The sequence below is a fragment of the Pseudomonas sp. LPB4.O genome, assembly GCF_038383825.1.
GTDB lineage: Bacteria > Pseudomonadota > Gammaproteobacteria > Pseudomonadales > Pseudomonadaceae > Aquipseudomonas > Aquipseudomonas putida.
On record NZ_CP151298.1, the window covers coordinates 4,337,005 to 4,351,948 of the forward strand.

A 14,944-nucleotide genomic window follows, 5' to 3' on the forward strand; every position below is an offset into this window, starting at 1 on the left:
CCGTCCAAGGCTAGAACGTTGCACGGACAGCGAAATTTAACGGCGCATGGCCAAGGACGCTGGCTAAATTTTGCGCGTGCGAGCTCGTTCATTGCAGGTAGCGGCGGCCTCTGTGCCCATCCCTGACGGTGAACCTACTGAGACCAAGATGACGACTCCACGCTGGAAGAAAGCCCTGTTTATCAGCCTGGCCACGGCGATTGCCGCCGGTGCCGGGTTTGCCGCCTGGCACTACCTGGCCACCCCAGCCGGCTATTCCCGCGAGGTGACCCGCCAGGCCAACGACCTGCAGGAACGCATCATCTCGTTCGACAGCCACATCACGTTGCCGCTGACCTTCGGGACCGAAGGCAGCGAGGCCGACAAGGATGGCAATGGCCGCTTCGACCTGGCCAAGGCCGCACAGGGCCGTTTGTCAGCAGCCGCCCTGACCATCTTCGCCTGGCCAGAATCCTGGACCGGCAACGATGGCCCGCACCGCCCTACCCCAGGCTTCGTCGAGGCCGCGCGCCACACCCAGGAGGTGCGCTACAACGCCATCACCGCCATGGTCCGCGACTTCCCGCAGCAGGTCGGTATTGCCTATACCCCGCAAGACATGCGGCGCCTGCATGGCGAAGGCAAGTTCGCGGTATTTCTCAGCATGCTAAACGCCTATGCCCTGGGTGACGACATCGACCAGCTCGACCGCTGGGCCGCGCGCGGCGTGCGTATGTTCGGCTTCAGTTACGTGGGCAACAACAGCTGGGCCGACTCTTCGCGCCCGCTGCCGTTCTTCAATGACACCGTCGATGCGCTGGAAGGCTTGTCACCAACCGGAAAGCGCGCCGTGCAACGGCTGAATGACCTGGGCGTGATCATCGACGTGTCGCAGATGTCGAGCAAGGCGCTGGCCCAGGTGGCCGCCCTGAGCCGCGCGCCGTTGGTGGCCTCGCACTCGGCGCCACGAGCGATGGTCGACATCAACCGCAACCTCTCCGACAAGGAGCTGCAACTGATCAAGGACAGCGGCGGGGTAATCCAGTTGGTGGCCTTCTCCACCTACCTCAAGCCACTGAGCAGCAAGACCCAGGACAAACTCGACATCCTGCGCGCCCGCTACGGCCTGCCGCCCTTGGCCAACCTTAACTACGCGCTGATGCCTGGCGACCCGGTGATCGCCGGCTGGCCCGAGCAGAAGGTCGGCCAGTACGCCAACGAGCTGTACGGCATCCTCGACGAAGAACCACCTGCCACGCTCAAGGACTATGGTGACGCCATCGACTACACCGTACGCAAGGTCGGTATCGACCACGTCGGCCTGAGCTCGGACTTCAACGAAGGCGGCGGCATCGAGGGCTGGCAGAACGCAGGCGAAGCACGCAACGTCACAGCCGAACTGATCAGCCGCGGCTATTCCGAAGCAGATATCGCCAAGCTCTGGGGCGGCAACTTTCTGCGCGTGTGGGAGCAGGTGCAGCGCGCCGCGCAACCCGTCGCCACTTCGTCCCCATGACCCTTGCGAGCACCTTGATGAACGACCGTCGCACATTCCTCAAGCAGGCCGGCCTGCTGGCTGCCGCCCTGCCACTGACCGGCCCCGGCCCGCTGCTGCCTGTCGCCCACGCTGCACCGGCCAAGCCCGCCACGGCCGATGACTGGGCCGCGTTTCGCGGCCTGTTCGAGCTGGACCCGACCTACGCACACTTTGCCAACTTCCTGATCACCTCGCACCCAAGGCCCGTACGCGAAGCCATCGAAGCCCTGCGCGCACAGTTCGACCGCCAACCGGCCTACATGGTCGACTGGGACAGCCAGTCGGAATGGAAGCACGAAGCTGACGTGCGTGAATGGGCTGCGCGTTACCTTGAAGTGAAACCGCGGCAGATTGCCTTGACCGGCAGCACCACCGAAGGCCTGGGGCTGATCTATGGTGGGCTGAAGATTGCGCCGGGGCAGGAAATTCTGACTACCGTGCACGAGCACTCGGCGGCCCGCCATACCATGGGCTTTCGCACCGCGCGCGATGGCACGGCTGTGCGGCGCCTGCGGCTGTTCGACGACCCCGCCAAGGTGAGTACCGACCAGGTGCTGAGCACGATTTCGGCCGCGATCGGGCCGAGAACCCGGGTTCTTGGCATGACCTGGGTGCATTCGGGCAGCGGCGTGAAACTGCCCGTGGGCGAGGTCGGCAAGCTGGTACGCGAGGTCAATCGCCAGCGTGACGAGCAGGACCGGATCATCTATGTGATTGATGGCGTGCATGGCTTTGGCGTCGAAAATACGCACTTCGCCGATTTCAACTGCGATTACTTCATCGCCGGCACCCACAAGTGGATGTTCGGGCCACGCGGTACAGGGATCATATGTGCAGCCTCCACCGAGCTGAAACAGCTGGCCCCGACCATTGCCACGTTCTCCGAAAATGAAGACTTCGCCACGGTGATGACCCCAGGCGGCTACCACGCGTTCGAGCACCGCTGGGCGCTGGGCAAGGCCTTCGAGTTGCACCTGCAACTGGGCAAGGCAGCCGTACAGGCGCGTATCCACGGGCTTAACGACTTCCTCAAGCAGCGCCTGGAGGCACTGCCGGGGATAGAACTGGTAACACCGCGCAGCGCTCACTATTCCGCAGGCTTCACCTTCTTCAGGGTCAAGGGGCAGGATGCCGATGAGGTGGCCAGGCACCTTAACAGCCAACGCATTGTGGTGGATGCAGTATCGCGGGATGCGGGGCCCGTGGTGCGCACCGCGCCTGGGTTGTTGAACACCGAGGCCGAGATCGAGCGATTGGTGGATGTATTGAAGCGCTATCGGCGCGCTTGAGGGCTGGCTTGTCGGCGATGGGGCGCGAAGCGCCCCTGGCAAGGCTAAGTCATGGCTGGCCGGCAATCCCTCCCAACCACTGCCCGACATCCCGGTAAATCTCCTCCACCTGCCCCACAATCCCCGACATGCGCAAGAAGTCGTGGGTCAGCCCTTGCAGCCGCGCAAACGTCACAGCCGTCCCGCCGGCCAGCAACCAGTCACGGTAGGCAATGCCCTCATCATGCAACGGGTCATACTCAGCCACGAACAGGTAGGCCGGCGCCAGCGGCTCACACAGCGTCGACAGAAGCGGCGACACCCGCCAGTCCCGGCGCTGCTCCGGCTGCGGTGCATAGTGCTGGTAGAACCACTCCAGGGTTGGCGTCTCCAGCAGGTAGCCCTCGGCATGCTCGCGATGCGAGCCCCGCTGGCAGGAAATATCGGTCACCGGATAGAACAGCAACTGTGCCAGTGGCTTGAACGCCAACACTTCGGGCTGCTCGACCGCCGTAATCGCCAGCACCGCCGCCAGACTGGCGCCCACGCTGTCCCCTGCCAGCACCACTCGGCGGTTGTCCAGGCCCAGCACCGCTGCCTGTTCGGCCAGCCAGTTGGCAACATCCAGCACGTCGTGCAGGGCGACCGGGAACTGCTGTTCCGGTGCCAGCCGATAATCCGCCGCCAGCACCGCGAACTCACCAAGGGCCGCAAGGCGGCGGCACACCGAGTCGTGGGAGTCGAGGCTGCCAACCACATAGCCGCCCCCATGCAGGTAGAAAATCACCGGTCGCAAGTCTGCGCCCGCTTCGCCCTGGCGATACAAGCGCGCATCCAGGCTGGCACCGTCGCGCGCGGTAACCTGCAACTCGCTGACCGTGACATTGCCCGGTGGGCTCGGGTCGAGCACCTGCGAGCTACCGGCGAACTCGGCCCGGGCCTGGGCCACGTCCATCGCGTGCATGGGCAGGCTCCTGCCCGTCAGCCGGCCAAACTCGACCAATTCCAGAAATGCCGCCAGATCAGGGTGCAGTGCCATGTGGGTTCCTTGGGTAAACAATGTGACTCAAGCCTCCCTACGGGACGTAGCAGCACACCGAAAAATTAACCGCCATACGGCTAAATCGTTGGCGCAGGCGCTCGTTATCCCTGCACAACGAAACACCGCCCGAGGCACACCGTGGACCTTCAGAGCATCCTCAGCAAACTGTTCGCCAACGCCCATGCCGTCGGCATCGAAGGCGTATTCCAGTTCGTCTTCGCCCAGGACCTGGCCTTCTGGTCGGAGGTACGAGACACCAGCCGCACCGGCGCCGGCCGGCACAGCGCCCCCGATGTCACCATCGAGGTGGCCGAGCGCGACTTTCTCGGCATCATGGGCGGTACGGCCAACGTCGAGGAACTGTTCGCCAGCGCACGACTGAAGATTACCGGCAACATGGGCCTGGCCACCCTGCTGCCGCAGATCATCAGCAACGCCCGTCGGGGTGCCGCAGCGGCCAAGGTGTCGATGAACCAGCGTTACCCGACCCCTGCCCGCCTCAGCGAACGGGTGTCGATCGCGCAGCCCGTGCAGCGCGAGGTGGCACGCATTGCCCACTCCGACATGCCAGTGGCACGCTTCAAGAGCGAGTATCTGAAGCACGGCACGCCGGTGGTCATCAGCGCTGCCTTGCAGGACTGGCCGCTATTCACCATGGGCCGCGAGGCATCACTGGAGCACTTCGCCGAATTGCAGGGCATCACCCGACACGGTGATTACGTGAAGAAGACCTTCTCCACCGACCGCGATTTCCGCTCAACCTCCATGGCCGCGTTCATCGCCTCGCTGGACACCCCGACCAAACCGGGGGCCCCCCCGGCCTACATGGGCAACAACATCGTGCCGGAGAAGCTGCTGGCGCTGATCAACTACCCGCAATACTTCAGCCGCGACAAATTCATCGCACCGCGCATCTGGATCGGTCCAAAAGGCACCTTGACGCCCCTGCACCGCGACGACACCGACAACCTGTTCGCCCAGGTGTGGGGGCAGAAGTCGTTCATCCTCGCCGCGCCGCATCACCGCCCTGCGCTGGGCACGTGGTCAACCAGCCCCAAAGGCGGCCTCGACGGCTGCGATTTCAATCCTGACGCCCCGGATTACCAGCGCTTCCCCGCAGCGCGCGACGTGCCGTTCTTGCGCGTGGTGCTGCAGGCCGGCGACCTGCTGTTCCTGCCGGAGGGCTGGTTCCACCAGGTGGAATCGGTGTCGACCTCGCTGTCGGTGAACTTCTGGGTGAACTCCGGGCGCGGCTGGTAACGGCCGATGCGGGGTTAATTTGCAGCGCCAGCGGCTCGTCCTAGAGGAAACCGCTTGCAAGAGGCCCATCGCATGTCCAGCTCCGCCAGCATCACCCATGCGCTGCAGCAAGGGCTGCGCCGCTTGATCAGAGGCCGCGCCCCCGCCACCGGCGCCTACCGCATTTTCGACCTGGTGCTTGCCCGGCGCATCCACCTCAGCCCCTCGCTGGCTCGCCTGGTATTCACCGGCCCGGATGTCGCCCAGATGGTCACCCTGGCGCCGGACCAGCGCGTCAAGCTGCTGTTTCCCGCGCCCGACGGCTCACTGCCCAACCTGAGCAACGCGCAGCATTGGAAGGCTGCGCACAGCGCCTTGCCGACAGCCCGGCGCCCACCGATGCGCACCTACACCATCCGCGCCTTGCGACCTGAGGCACTGGAGGTGGATGTCGACTTCGTACTGCATGGCGTCAACGGCCCCGCTTCGGCCTGGGCCACGCACGCGCAAGTGGGTGAGAGATTGCAGATGGTCGCGCCCAATCTTGCCCATGAAGGCGACCCCGGCGGGTATGAATGGAAACCGCCGCAGGGTGTACGCAACGTGCTGTTGGTTGGTGACGAGACGGCATTGCCGGCAATTGCCGGCATTCTTGAGCAACTGGCCGAAGACCAACCCGAATTGCCGGTGCAAGCGTTTATCGAAGTACCGCTGGAAGCGGACTGCCTGCCTTTGCGCCATGGCAACGCTACCGACCTTCACTGGTTGCCGCGCGAGTTGCTCAATTGCGAGCATGGCCAGGCCATGCAGCATGCAGTGCGCGAACTGGCCAGCCTGCCGCAGGTGCAAGCCGCGCCGCGAGTAAAGCTGGAAGAGGTGGATATCGACACGCGGATACTGTGGGAGCAGGCCAGTAGCGCCAACAGTGCGTTCCATGCCTGGGTGGCGGGGGAATCAGCGACAGTCATGGATATTCGCCGCTACCTGATCAAGGAACGCGGGCTGCAGCGCGAGTGCCTGACCTTGATGGGCTATTGGCGGGCCGGGCGGACCTTTGATTGACTGGAAATAACCGGGGGCGCTTTGCGCTCCTTTCGCCGGCAAGGCGGCCCCCGCCATGATTCAGACCGCCGCGATCAATGCCTTGGTAAAACGCTGCGCCACTTCATCAACCTGCTCGGCGCTGATGATCAGTGGCGGCAGGAAGCGCACCACCGCACCATGGCGCCCGCCCAGTTCCAGGATCAGCCCGCGCTTCAGGCACTCACGCTGCACCTTGGCCGCCAGCTCGCGGTTGGCCAGCGGGTGACCCAATGCATCCGCATTGCCCTGTGGGTCCACCAGTTCGACCCCAAGCATCAAGCCACGCCCGCGCACATCACCCAGTTGCGGATAATCGCGCTGCAACTGCAGCAGGTGCTGGCGCAAGCGCTGCCCCATAGCCTCGGCATGTTCGGCCAGGCGGTGCTCGACCAGGTAGTTGATTACCGCCGACCCCGCCGCCATGGCCATCTGGTTGCCACGGAAGGTGCCGGCATGTGCGCCCGGCTTCCAGGTATCCAGCCAGTCGCGGTACACCACTACCGCCAACGGCAGGCTGCCGCCAATGGCCTTGGACAGCGTGACCACGTCCGGCACGATGCCGGCATGCTCGAAGGCGAACATGCGCCCGGTGCGGGCAAAGCCGCTCTGGATCTCGTCGATGATCAGCGCCACACCGGCCTGCTTGGTGATACGGCGCACACCCCTGAGCCATTCAATATCGGCCGGGATCACACCACCCTCGCCCTGCACCACCTCAAGGATCACCGCCGCCGGAAGTGGCACGCCGCTTTCCGGGTCGAGCAGCAGGTTTTCCAGGTAATGCAGGTTGGCCTTCACCCCGGCTTCGCCGCCCAAGCCGAACGGGCAGCGGTAGTCGTAGGGGTACGGCATGAACTGCACGCCGTTGCCGAGCAAGGCGCCCAGCGGCTGTTTCGGCCCATTGCTGCCCATCAGGCTCAGCGCGCCCTGGCTCATGCCGTGGTAGGCGCCATGGAAGGCCAGCACCGTGCTACGACCGGTAGCCGTGCGTACCAGCTTGAGTGCCGCCTCCACGGCATCGGTGCCGGTCGGGCCGCAGAACTGCACCTTGGCCTCGCGGCGCAGCGCCTCGGGCAGGATGCCGAACAGGTCCTGGACGAAGCGGTCCTTGACCGGCGTGGTCAGGTCCAGGGTGTGCAGGGGCAGCTCATCGGCCAGCACACGCTGGATGGCCTCGACCACCACCGGGTGGTTATGGCCCAACGCGAGCGTACCGGCGCCGGCCAGGCAATCGATGAACTGGCGGCCTTCGACATCCTCCACGTAGATGCCACGGGCGCGCTTGAGCGCCAGCGGAATGCGCCGCGGGTAGCTGCGGGCGTTGGACTCCTGCTGTTGCTGGCGTTGCAGCAAGGGTGATTCGGTAAACTCGTACAAAGGTTGCGACGCGCTGACCGGTGCAACCTGGGCAAGGCTGGAAGCGGTGGACATGGGTAAATCCTCGCAAGCAAGCGAATGGGCAGTTATCGCTTGGAAAACGCTTGAGTGCCGGGAGGATTTAGCGGTTGTTACTGGATTTTACTTTGCCTGCGCCGGCCTCTTCGCGGGTGAAGCCGCGAAGAGGCCGGCGCAGCCGATAAAGATCAATGCCCGGAGCGCGCCGGTACTTGCAAGAGCACCCGCAATCCATCACTACGGCTGTCAAAGCGCAGGTTACCGGCACAACGTTGCACGATCGCCTGGACAATCGCCAACCCCAACCCGCAGCCCCCGCTCTGCCCATTGCGCCAGAAGCGCTCGGTCAGGTGCTCAAGGTCGGCTTCGGCAATCCCAGGCCCGTGGTCGCGCACCATGAAGCCCACTTGGCCGTCGGCCATCTGCACCTCCAGCTCCACCGCCTCGTCGCCGCCATGGCGCAGTGCGTTGTCCAGCAGGTTGCGCAGGGCGGCCACCGCCAACGGTGCGGGCATGCCGAGGTAGACCTGAGTGGCTGCTTCAGGCAGACGTAGCACGATACGGCGGTTGTCACCCCCACCGGCGTCCTGCACTGCCTGGCGGGCCACCTGCTCGGCACTGCACTGCACACCATCTTCGAAGGACAGGCTGCCTTCTACCCGCGCCAGCATCAGCAACTGCTCCAGCGTGCGGTGCATTCGGTCGGTGCCCTGCTCGGCATGCTCCAGCGCCTGCTCGCGCACCGCGCCATCGGTCATGCGTGCCACCTGCAGGTGGGTCTTGATCGCGGTCAGCGGGCTGCGCAATTCATGGGCCGCATCGTCGGTCAGGCGCCGCTCGCGCTCGATGGTCTGGGCAATGCGCAGGAACAGCTGGTTCTGGGTTTCCAGCAAGGGCTGCAACTCGCTGGGCATGCCCGCCACCTGCAACGGCTCGACACTGTCCGCTCGCCGTCGGCGCAAGGCGTCGCGCATGCGGTTGAGGGGTTCCAGGCCTTTGCCCAGGCCGATCCACAACAACCCCAGGCTGCCGAGCAAGGCCATCAGCACGGGTGCCGACGCCGCCAGCAGAATCGACTGGTTAAGCGCCTCGCGCTCCATGTGCCGGTCGGCAGTGGTGATGCGCACATCACCGTGGTTATAGGTGAAGGTGCGCCACAGTGCATCGTCGATAGTCTGGTCACGGAAGCCGCTGCGCTCGTCGTCCATGGCGCCATCGTGCTTGTGGTTGCTGGCGAGGATCTCGCCACGCAGCGAACTGACCTGACAAGCCATGCCGTCCGGCACACTGAACTGGTCGGCAGAAAAGTGCGCCTCCCCGCCCTTGGCGGTCAGCGGTTGTGGCAACTGGTCGATCAGCCCGGCGACCATACGCGCCGATGCCACCAGGCGCTGGTCGAGGGAAAACATCATCTGCTGGCGCAGGTCACGCAGCATCCACGCCGCGGCCAGCGCCCAGATGATCACGAAAGCGCTGCCCAGGATCAGGCTCAGGCGAACCCGCAGGCTCATGATGCAGCCTCTTCCGGTGCCTGCGCCGGGCCCAGCCGGTAACCCAGGCCACGCACGGTCTCGACAATGCTGTTGCCCAGCTTTCGCCGCAGGTGGTGGATATGCACGTTCAGGGCGTTGCTTTCGACTTCGTCGCTGAAGCCGTACACGCAGTCTTTCAGTTGTTCGCTGGACAGCACCCTCCCGGGGTTCTGCAGCAGTGCCTGGAGCAAGGCCTGCTCACGGCGGGACAGGTCGACGGGCTGCCCGGCCAGGCTCGCCTCGCAGCTGCTGGGGTCATACCGCAAGGGCCCGTGCTCGATCACATTCACCGCCCGCCCGGCAACCCGCCGCAGCAGGGTATGCAGGCGAGCGGCCAGTTCGCGCAGGTCGAACGGCTTGAGCAGGTAGTCGTCGGCGCCGGCCTGCAGGCCATCGACGCGGTCGGTGACGGCATCGCGGGCAGTGAGCACCAGCACTGGCAAGTCCACCCCCTGCTGGCGCAAGCGACGCAGCAGCTTGAGGCCGTCTTCGTCGGGCAGGCCAAGGTCGAGGATCATCACGTCGAACTGCGCGGCCTGCAGCATCGCCCGCGCATCGGCGGCATTGCCCACCCGGTCCACGGTCAGGCCCTGGGCGGTAAGACCGGCGCAGATGCCGGCGGCGATCAGGTCGTCGTCCTCGCAGAGCAGAACGTGCATGGTGGGGCTCCCGGAGTGGTGTGGCTGGCATTGCACCTTGGGCGGATTAAGGGGGGATTATGGACCTTTTAGGGAGGGTTGGGGGGAGATCGAGCGCCGCGCGGGGTCGCCACCCTGCCCTAAGCAGCCTCACCCCAATCCCCGAGCTTCTCGAACACAACAGAAACGAAGTCGCCTTTTCCTACAGCTGACGCAGAAACCTCTGATCCGAATCCATGATGGGATTTCCCCCTGCACACGTTGTCAGGGAGACACCTCATGTACCTGGATTACCTCGTGCCCTCGTGGCACGAGATCGAGTCACGTGTCATCGCCATGGTGGGCTACCAAAGCAGTGGCCAGTTCCGCACCAGCCTCAATGAAGAAGTCGCCTCACTGGGCCTCAACCTGCGCCGGGTCAACGCTGTACGCACAGCCTTCTACCAGGCTGAATGGCAGGCGGCGCACATGCTACGCCAGCGCTTTGCCGACCTCGACCTCGACATCAACAGCATCAGCGACGAACTGCTGAGGATCGTGCAGCAGATGGCGATGATCGTCGCCGGCAGCACCATTACCGGTGGCCTGCTTGGCGCGGGGGTAGGCGCATTCGCCGGCGGCGCCGGAACCATTCCGTTCGCTGGCGCAGGCGCGGTCATGGGCCTCAAGGTCAGCGGCTGGATCCTCGGCGCGCTGGGGCTGGCCTCCATTACCGAGTTCTTCATCGACGGCTTGCCGCGGATCGGTGAGTACTACGTCGATGGCATCCGCTTCGCCTGGGAAGGCACCTGCGGCAATGAAGGCACCGGCCCGTTCTGCCGGGACGACCCCTATGCGATATCCCGGGCCACGCATCAGATTGCCCAAGGCCATGTGGAAGTCGTGGTGCTGTTGTTGGGGGCGATCGTGTCGTACCTCACCCGCGGGCGCGGCGATGCCCGAGTGCTGGCCCAGGAGATGGCGGCCAGCCGCAAAGGCGCGCGGCTGGGGCAATGGATGCTCCAGCATGAAGAGGGGTTGAAGAAACGGCCGGATCTGCAGGTGCCGGAGCGGCGCAAAGGGGCGATGGATGATCCGCAGCCAGTTCAGCCGAATCGGCAGGCGGGAAAAGACAAAGAGCCCTCTACAGCTAAGCCCGGTAGGATGCCGTTGCATACGGTGGCGTGTTTCAAGGCAGATAAACTGCCAGCGTCGAAGCATGGCGAGTTTGAGCGGCAGTTAAAGGGACAACAAGATGGACTCAATCGGCTGACGATTGAAGAGTTCCTGGAAAATATTGCAAACCCCATAAATCGAGATCCGAAAACTGCGAGAAAAGCAAGACAAAAACTGTATGACGACCTAAGGAAAAGAGCTTATAGAAAATTGCCCAAGGACATGAACCCAATTGAAGCAAGAACAATTTCAACGATGCAGGCTAAGGAAACGATGTCCTCTCTTGCTGCGCTGCACAATCCAGATCTAATCGCCGGCGGCAAGGATGTCATCTCTGACTTCGGGGATAGGCAAGTAAATTCCACTATAGGTCCCCAATGGAGAAGCAGGGTAGGAGAGCTGACAAGATCAGTCGAAGAACAAGCCAAAGATGGCCGCGCATCAGGCTTTTTAAATGTCAGACTGCACAAATGCTAACAAGATAAGGAGCGCGACAATGGACGAATTTTTCTCCCTCTTCATAGAAGAAATGGGCGAGCCGATTTTCAGGCAGGAGGTGGCACCTTCTAGCATAGAGCGCTACAGCGGTAAATTGCCGAAGAAACTGTTGGAATACTGGGCCGAGCATGGATGGTGCGGATATGGTGATGGAATATTCTGGACGGTCAATCCGCAAGACTACGAGGGTGTCGCCGCCTCATTCATAGAGGGCACTGCGCTCGAAGGGCGAGATACCTATCACGTCATCGCTCGAGGCGCCTTTGGTGATCTCTATCTGTACGGAGAAAATTCCGGGTTTTCATTAGACATCGTAGCCCACACTTCACAATACTGCGGCAGAGTGAATAAACTTGATGCAGGCAACATGGACAAGGAGGTGCAAGGCTTCTTTCTATTGATCGAACGGGAGTCCAACGACTTTGGCGATTTATTCGAGCCTGCATATAACAAATTAGGCAAACTCAATCATGATGAGATGTATGGTTTCGTTCCAGCCTTGGCATTCGGTGGACCCTGCGATCTTGCCCACCTAGAAAAAGTCAAAGCTGTCGAGCACTTGATACTACTTGCACAGATCTCCCCCCTCGAACCCTATAGCTTTTCTGACTTCTAAACACAGTATTGGCCCTGAAAAGCGGCGGATGAGATGCACGGCTTCGTCCCGGCGTTGGTGCTGGGCGTGTCTGCCAGCCTGGCCAATCTTCAGCGGCTGAAGGCCGACGTGCATCTGATTCTGCTAGCGTAGACGGGCGAACTGGGACCCTACGAACTCGATGAAAAGGAAGATGATTAGCACGCGCTTACAACGCTCACTGGCGCAGCGCATCGGGCGAATCGACATCCTGCAGCACGCCGACATCTTCGACATCCAACCGGACGCAACGGTCCGCATGGGTCTTCAGCACCGAACGCGCCCCTTCATCACCCTTCAGCCGGGCAAGCGCCGGCCAGAAATCACGCCCGAACAACACCGGATGGCCCTGTCGTCCAGCATGACACGGCAGGACTATCGTTGACCCACTGGCCACGCGTGCAAGCAAATCCAGGGTCGCGGACTCCACCCAGGGCATGTCACCCAACAGGATCGCCACCGCTTGCGCCTCACTGTCGGCCAGCGATGCGGCACCTGCTGCCAGGCTATGACCCATGCCCCGAGCGTAATCGCCACTGGAGACCACCCTGCATCGCGCTGGCAACCCCAGGTCCACACCTCGCTCCCCTTCACGCAACACCACCCGAACATCATCGAACACTGCGCAGGCGCTCTCTACGCTGTGCACCAGCAAGCTTCGACCGTCAGCCAGCAGCGAACGGCGCTTGTCAGAGCCAAAGCGCACACTGCTGCCTGCCGCCAATACCAACGCAACCACGCTCACAGCGCCGCCCGCTCGATGCCGTTGCGCACACGAAGGATATCGGCCAGTACCGCCAGGGCAATCTCGGCCGGGGTCTTGCTGCCCAGGTTCAGGCCAATCGGCGCATGGATGCGCGCCAGCTCGTCGCAACCCAAGCCACCAATTCGCTGCAAGCGTTCACGGCGCTTGTCGGAGGTCACCCGGGAGCCCATCACGCCAATATAGAAGGCCTCGGTACGCACCGCTTCAAGCATCGCCAGGTCGTCGATCTTGGGGTCATGGGTCAATGCCACCACCGCCGTGTCGGCATGGCAACCGCCACGGCGGATAAACTCCGACGGCAACTCGCGGCGCACTTCGATGCCGTCCAGCCGCACGCCATCCAGCACTTCGTCCCGCGGCTCGCAAAGGATGACTTCAAACCCCATGCCCTTGCCGAACTCGGCGCAAAAATGCGCCACGCTGGAATAGCCGGCCAGAAGCAGGCGCTGGGCGGCGCCGACGCGCAGGCGAACACGGGCGCTATCCCGCTCGACGCGTGGCCCTTGGCAATGGTCATCGGCCAGCTGGCGGGTACCGTCCGGCAGGCTCACTTCACGCAGCACCCGACGCTGGCCCAGCAGCGCGCTTTCCAGCTGACGCAGGTGCGCCTGCACCTCGCACTCGGCGGGCAGGTTCTCCACCAGCACTTCGAGCACGCCACCACAGGGCAAGCGGATACTCGAACGCGGGTCGCTGTCGTCACCGTAGCGCACGATGGCAACCGGCTCCGGGAACTCACCCAGGGCCACACGTTCGAGGAAGTCGTCCTCGACGCAGCCACCCGACAGCGACCCCAGCCACCGGCCGCTGGCATTGACTGCCAGCAGCGAGCCCGGCGCGCGGGGCGCCGAGCCGTAGGTGGCGAGCACCGTACATAACCAAACCCGCTGACCGTTGCACGACCACTGCAAGGCCTGACGGACCACCTGTAGATCGAGATGCTGCACGTTTATTCCACCTTCAGCTCGGCGAGCTGCTGTACGTTCAGGTCACCGGGCAATCCACCCCAGGCCTGGCGCAGGTAGTTGACCATATCCGTCACCTGTTGGTCATCGAGCTTGTCGGCAAAGCCCGGCATCGGCTGCATGCGCTCGAAGCCGGTGAACTGCTGTTCACGGATGCCTTCGAGGATGACCTTGACCAGGTTGCGCGAGTCACCCTGGCGCAGCACGGTGTTGCCCTGCATGGCCACGGCAATGTGCGGCTTGCCCTCGCCGTCGACACCATGGCAACCGGCGCACACGTTGAGGTACTGCTGGTGGCCGCGCTTGGCGCTGTCGCTCATCTGCTCCAGGGCAACGGCCTGGATTGCCTTGGCCGGCGGTGGCTGGTCGCCCAGCAGGTAGGTGGCCATGGCCGCCAGGTCGGCATCTTCCAGGTGTTGGGTGCTGTGGTGCACCACCGGGAACATCTCGTTGAACATGCTGCCCTGGGCGCTGATGCCATGCTTGAGGAAGGTGGTCAGGTCTGGCTGGGTCCAGCCGCGCTCGGCCAGGTCCTGGGCCAGCAGGCTCGGCGCCAGGTAGCCGCCCAGCAGGCCGCCGGTCATGCGCAGGTCCTGCTGCAACGCGCCGATGGGGTTGCGCGGGGTATGGCATTCGCCGCAATGGCCCATGACTTCGACCATGTACTGACCACGCTGCCAGGCCGGGCTTTTGCCTTCGGTTGGCTGCAGCTGCACGCTCTTGCCATACAGCATGTTCCAGCCACTCAGGCCTATGCGCACATTGAACGGGAAGCGCAACGCAGTCTGCGGCGCCGGGCGATTGATCGGCGGTATGGTCATCAGGTAGGCGAGGATCGCGTCCGAATCTTCACGCTTGATCAGGTGGTACGAGGTGTAAGGCATGGCAGGATAAAGGTTGGCGCCGTCCTTGCGCTTGCCCTCAGTGACTGCGGCGAAGAACTCGTCGGCGCTGTAGTTGCCGATGCCGTACTGTTTGTCCGGGGTGATGTTGCTGCCATAAATGGTGCCGAACGGCGAATGAATCGGCAGCCCGCCGGCATACGGCGCGCCGCCTTCGGCGGTGTGGCAGGCCATGCAGTCGGCCGCGCGTGCCAGGTACTCACCGCGCTTGACCTGAGCCTCGTCGGCCGCTTGGGCAACCGAGCTGACGGCCAGGGCCATTGAACTGACGGCCAAGGCCAATGCCAGTGCGTTACGAACGAAGCCCATGC

The 14,944-nt window shown here is 63.5% G+C and carries 13 protein-coding genes and 1 pseudogene; 7 read left to right on the forward strand and 7 right to left on the reverse strand.

The genetic code is table 11. The features are described from left to right. Nucleotides 1-148: 148 nt before the first annotated feature. Entirely contained in the window at nt 149-1,495 is a 1,347-nt protein-coding gene (locus tag MRBLPB4O_RS19695; RefSeq protein WP_341796350.1) for a dipeptidase, read from the forward strand. Nucleotides 1,496-1,512: 17 nt separating this feature from the next. Beyond that, entirely contained in the window at nt 1,513-2,805 is a 1,293-nt protein-coding gene (locus MRBLPB4O_RS19700) for an aminotransferase class V-fold PLP-dependent enzyme (RefSeq protein ID WP_341796351.1), read from the forward strand. Between the two features lie 49 nt (nt 2,806-2,854). On the opposite strand, the gene MRBLPB4O_RS19705 is transcribed toward MRBLPB4O_RS19700, so the two are convergent. Then, nucleotides 2,855-3,823: an alpha/beta hydrolase gene (locus tag MRBLPB4O_RS19705; protein WP_341796352.1), complete on the reverse strand. Its 969-nt coding sequence runs from the start codon at nt 3,821-3,823 to the stop codon at nt 2,855-2,857. 141 nt (nt 3,824-3,964) lie between these two features. Here MRBLPB4O_RS19705 and MRBLPB4O_RS19710 point away from each other — a divergent pair, with 141 nt between their 5' ends. Together MRBLPB4O_RS19710 and MRBLPB4O_RS19715 are read left to right on the forward strand one after the other, a co-directional pair. Next, a complete protein-coding gene (locus MRBLPB4O_RS19710; protein ID WP_341796353.1) occupies nt 3,965-5,086 on the forward strand; it encodes a cupin-like domain-containing protein in 1,122 nt (373 codons plus the stop codon). A 72-nt stretch (nt 5,087-5,158) separates the two neighbouring features. After that, entirely contained in the window at nt 5,159-6,127 is a 969-nt protein-coding gene (locus MRBLPB4O_RS19715; RefSeq protein WP_341796354.1) for a siderophore-interacting protein, read from the forward strand. A 60-nt stretch (nt 6,128-6,187) separates the two neighbouring features. Here MRBLPB4O_RS19715 and MRBLPB4O_RS19720 read toward each other — a convergent pair whose 3' ends face one another. The 3 genes from MRBLPB4O_RS19720 to MRBLPB4O_RS19730 all read right to left on the reverse strand — a co-directional run bounded on the left by MRBLPB4O_RS19720 (nt 6,188) and on the right by MRBLPB4O_RS19730 (nt 9,734). Further along, the gene (locus MRBLPB4O_RS19720; RefSeq protein ID WP_341796355.1) at nt 6,188-7,579 is read right to left on the reverse strand and encodes an aspartate aminotransferase family protein; all 1,392 of its coding nucleotides are present in this window, start codon (nt 7,577-7,579) and stop codon (nt 6,188-6,190) included. Nucleotides 7,580-7,731: 152 nt separating this feature from the next. Then, nucleotides 7,732-9,054 carry an ATP-binding protein gene (locus MRBLPB4O_RS19725; RefSeq protein ID WP_341796356.1) on the reverse strand — a complete coding sequence of 441 codons (1,323 nt, stop codon included), beginning with the start codon at nt 9,052-9,054 and terminating at the stop codon, nt 7,732-7,734. Continuing rightward, on the reverse strand, nt 9,051-9,734 hold the full coding sequence (locus tag MRBLPB4O_RS19730; protein WP_341796357.1) for a response regulator transcription factor: 684 nt from the start codon (nt 9,732-9,734) through the stop codon (nt 9,051-9,053). The genes MRBLPB4O_RS19725 and MRBLPB4O_RS19730 overlap by 4 nt, the downstream gene beginning before the upstream one ends. A 258-nt stretch (nt 9,735-9,992) precedes the next feature. On the opposite strand from MRBLPB4O_RS19730, the gene MRBLPB4O_RS19735 reads away from it, so the two are divergent. The 3 genes and pseudogenes from MRBLPB4O_RS19735 to MRBLPB4O_RS19745 all read left to right on the forward strand — a co-directional run. After that, nucleotides 9,993-11,345 (forward strand): DUF6861 domain-containing protein, encoded by a 1,353-nt coding sequence (locus MRBLPB4O_RS19735; RefSeq protein ID WP_341796358.1) that lies wholly within the window; start codon nt 9,993-9,995, stop codon nt 11,343-11,345. 19 nt (nt 11,346-11,364) lie between these two features. Beyond that, on the forward strand, nt 11,365-11,982 hold the full coding sequence (locus tag MRBLPB4O_RS19740) for a GAD-like domain-containing protein (protein WP_341796359.1): 618 nt from the start codon (nt 11,365-11,367) through the stop codon (nt 11,980-11,982). Between the two features lie 27 nt (nt 11,983-12,009). Then, nucleotides 12,010-12,114 (forward strand): annotated as a pseudogene (locus tag MRBLPB4O_RS19745) (T6SS immunity protein Tdi1 domain-containing protein); the annotation flags it as partial. Between the two features lie 64 nt (nt 12,115-12,178). Here the strand turns inward: MRBLPB4O_RS19745 and MRBLPB4O_RS19750 are convergent. Genes MRBLPB4O_RS19750 through MRBLPB4O_RS19760 form a run of 3 tightly spaced genes read right to left on the reverse strand, consistent with a single transcriptional unit; the run spans nt 12,179 to nt 14,942 of the window. Beyond that, nucleotides 12,179-12,745 (reverse strand): nucleotidyltransferase family protein, encoded by a 567-nt coding sequence (locus tag MRBLPB4O_RS19750; RefSeq protein ID WP_341796360.1) that lies wholly within the window; start codon nt 12,743-12,745, stop codon nt 12,179-12,181. Continuing rightward, nucleotides 12,742-13,713: an XdhC family protein gene (locus MRBLPB4O_RS19755; protein WP_341796361.1), complete on the reverse strand. Its 972-nt coding sequence runs from the start codon at nt 13,711-13,713 to the stop codon at nt 12,742-12,744. The genes MRBLPB4O_RS19750 and MRBLPB4O_RS19755 overlap by 4 nt, the downstream gene beginning before the upstream one ends. 2 nt (nt 13,714-13,715) lie before the next feature. Then, complete coding sequence (locus MRBLPB4O_RS19760; protein ID WP_341796362.1) at nt 13,716-14,942, reverse strand: cytochrome c; 1,227 nt, start codon at nt 14,940-14,942, stop codon at nt 13,716-13,718. Nucleotides 14,943-14,944: the final 2 nt, after the last annotated feature.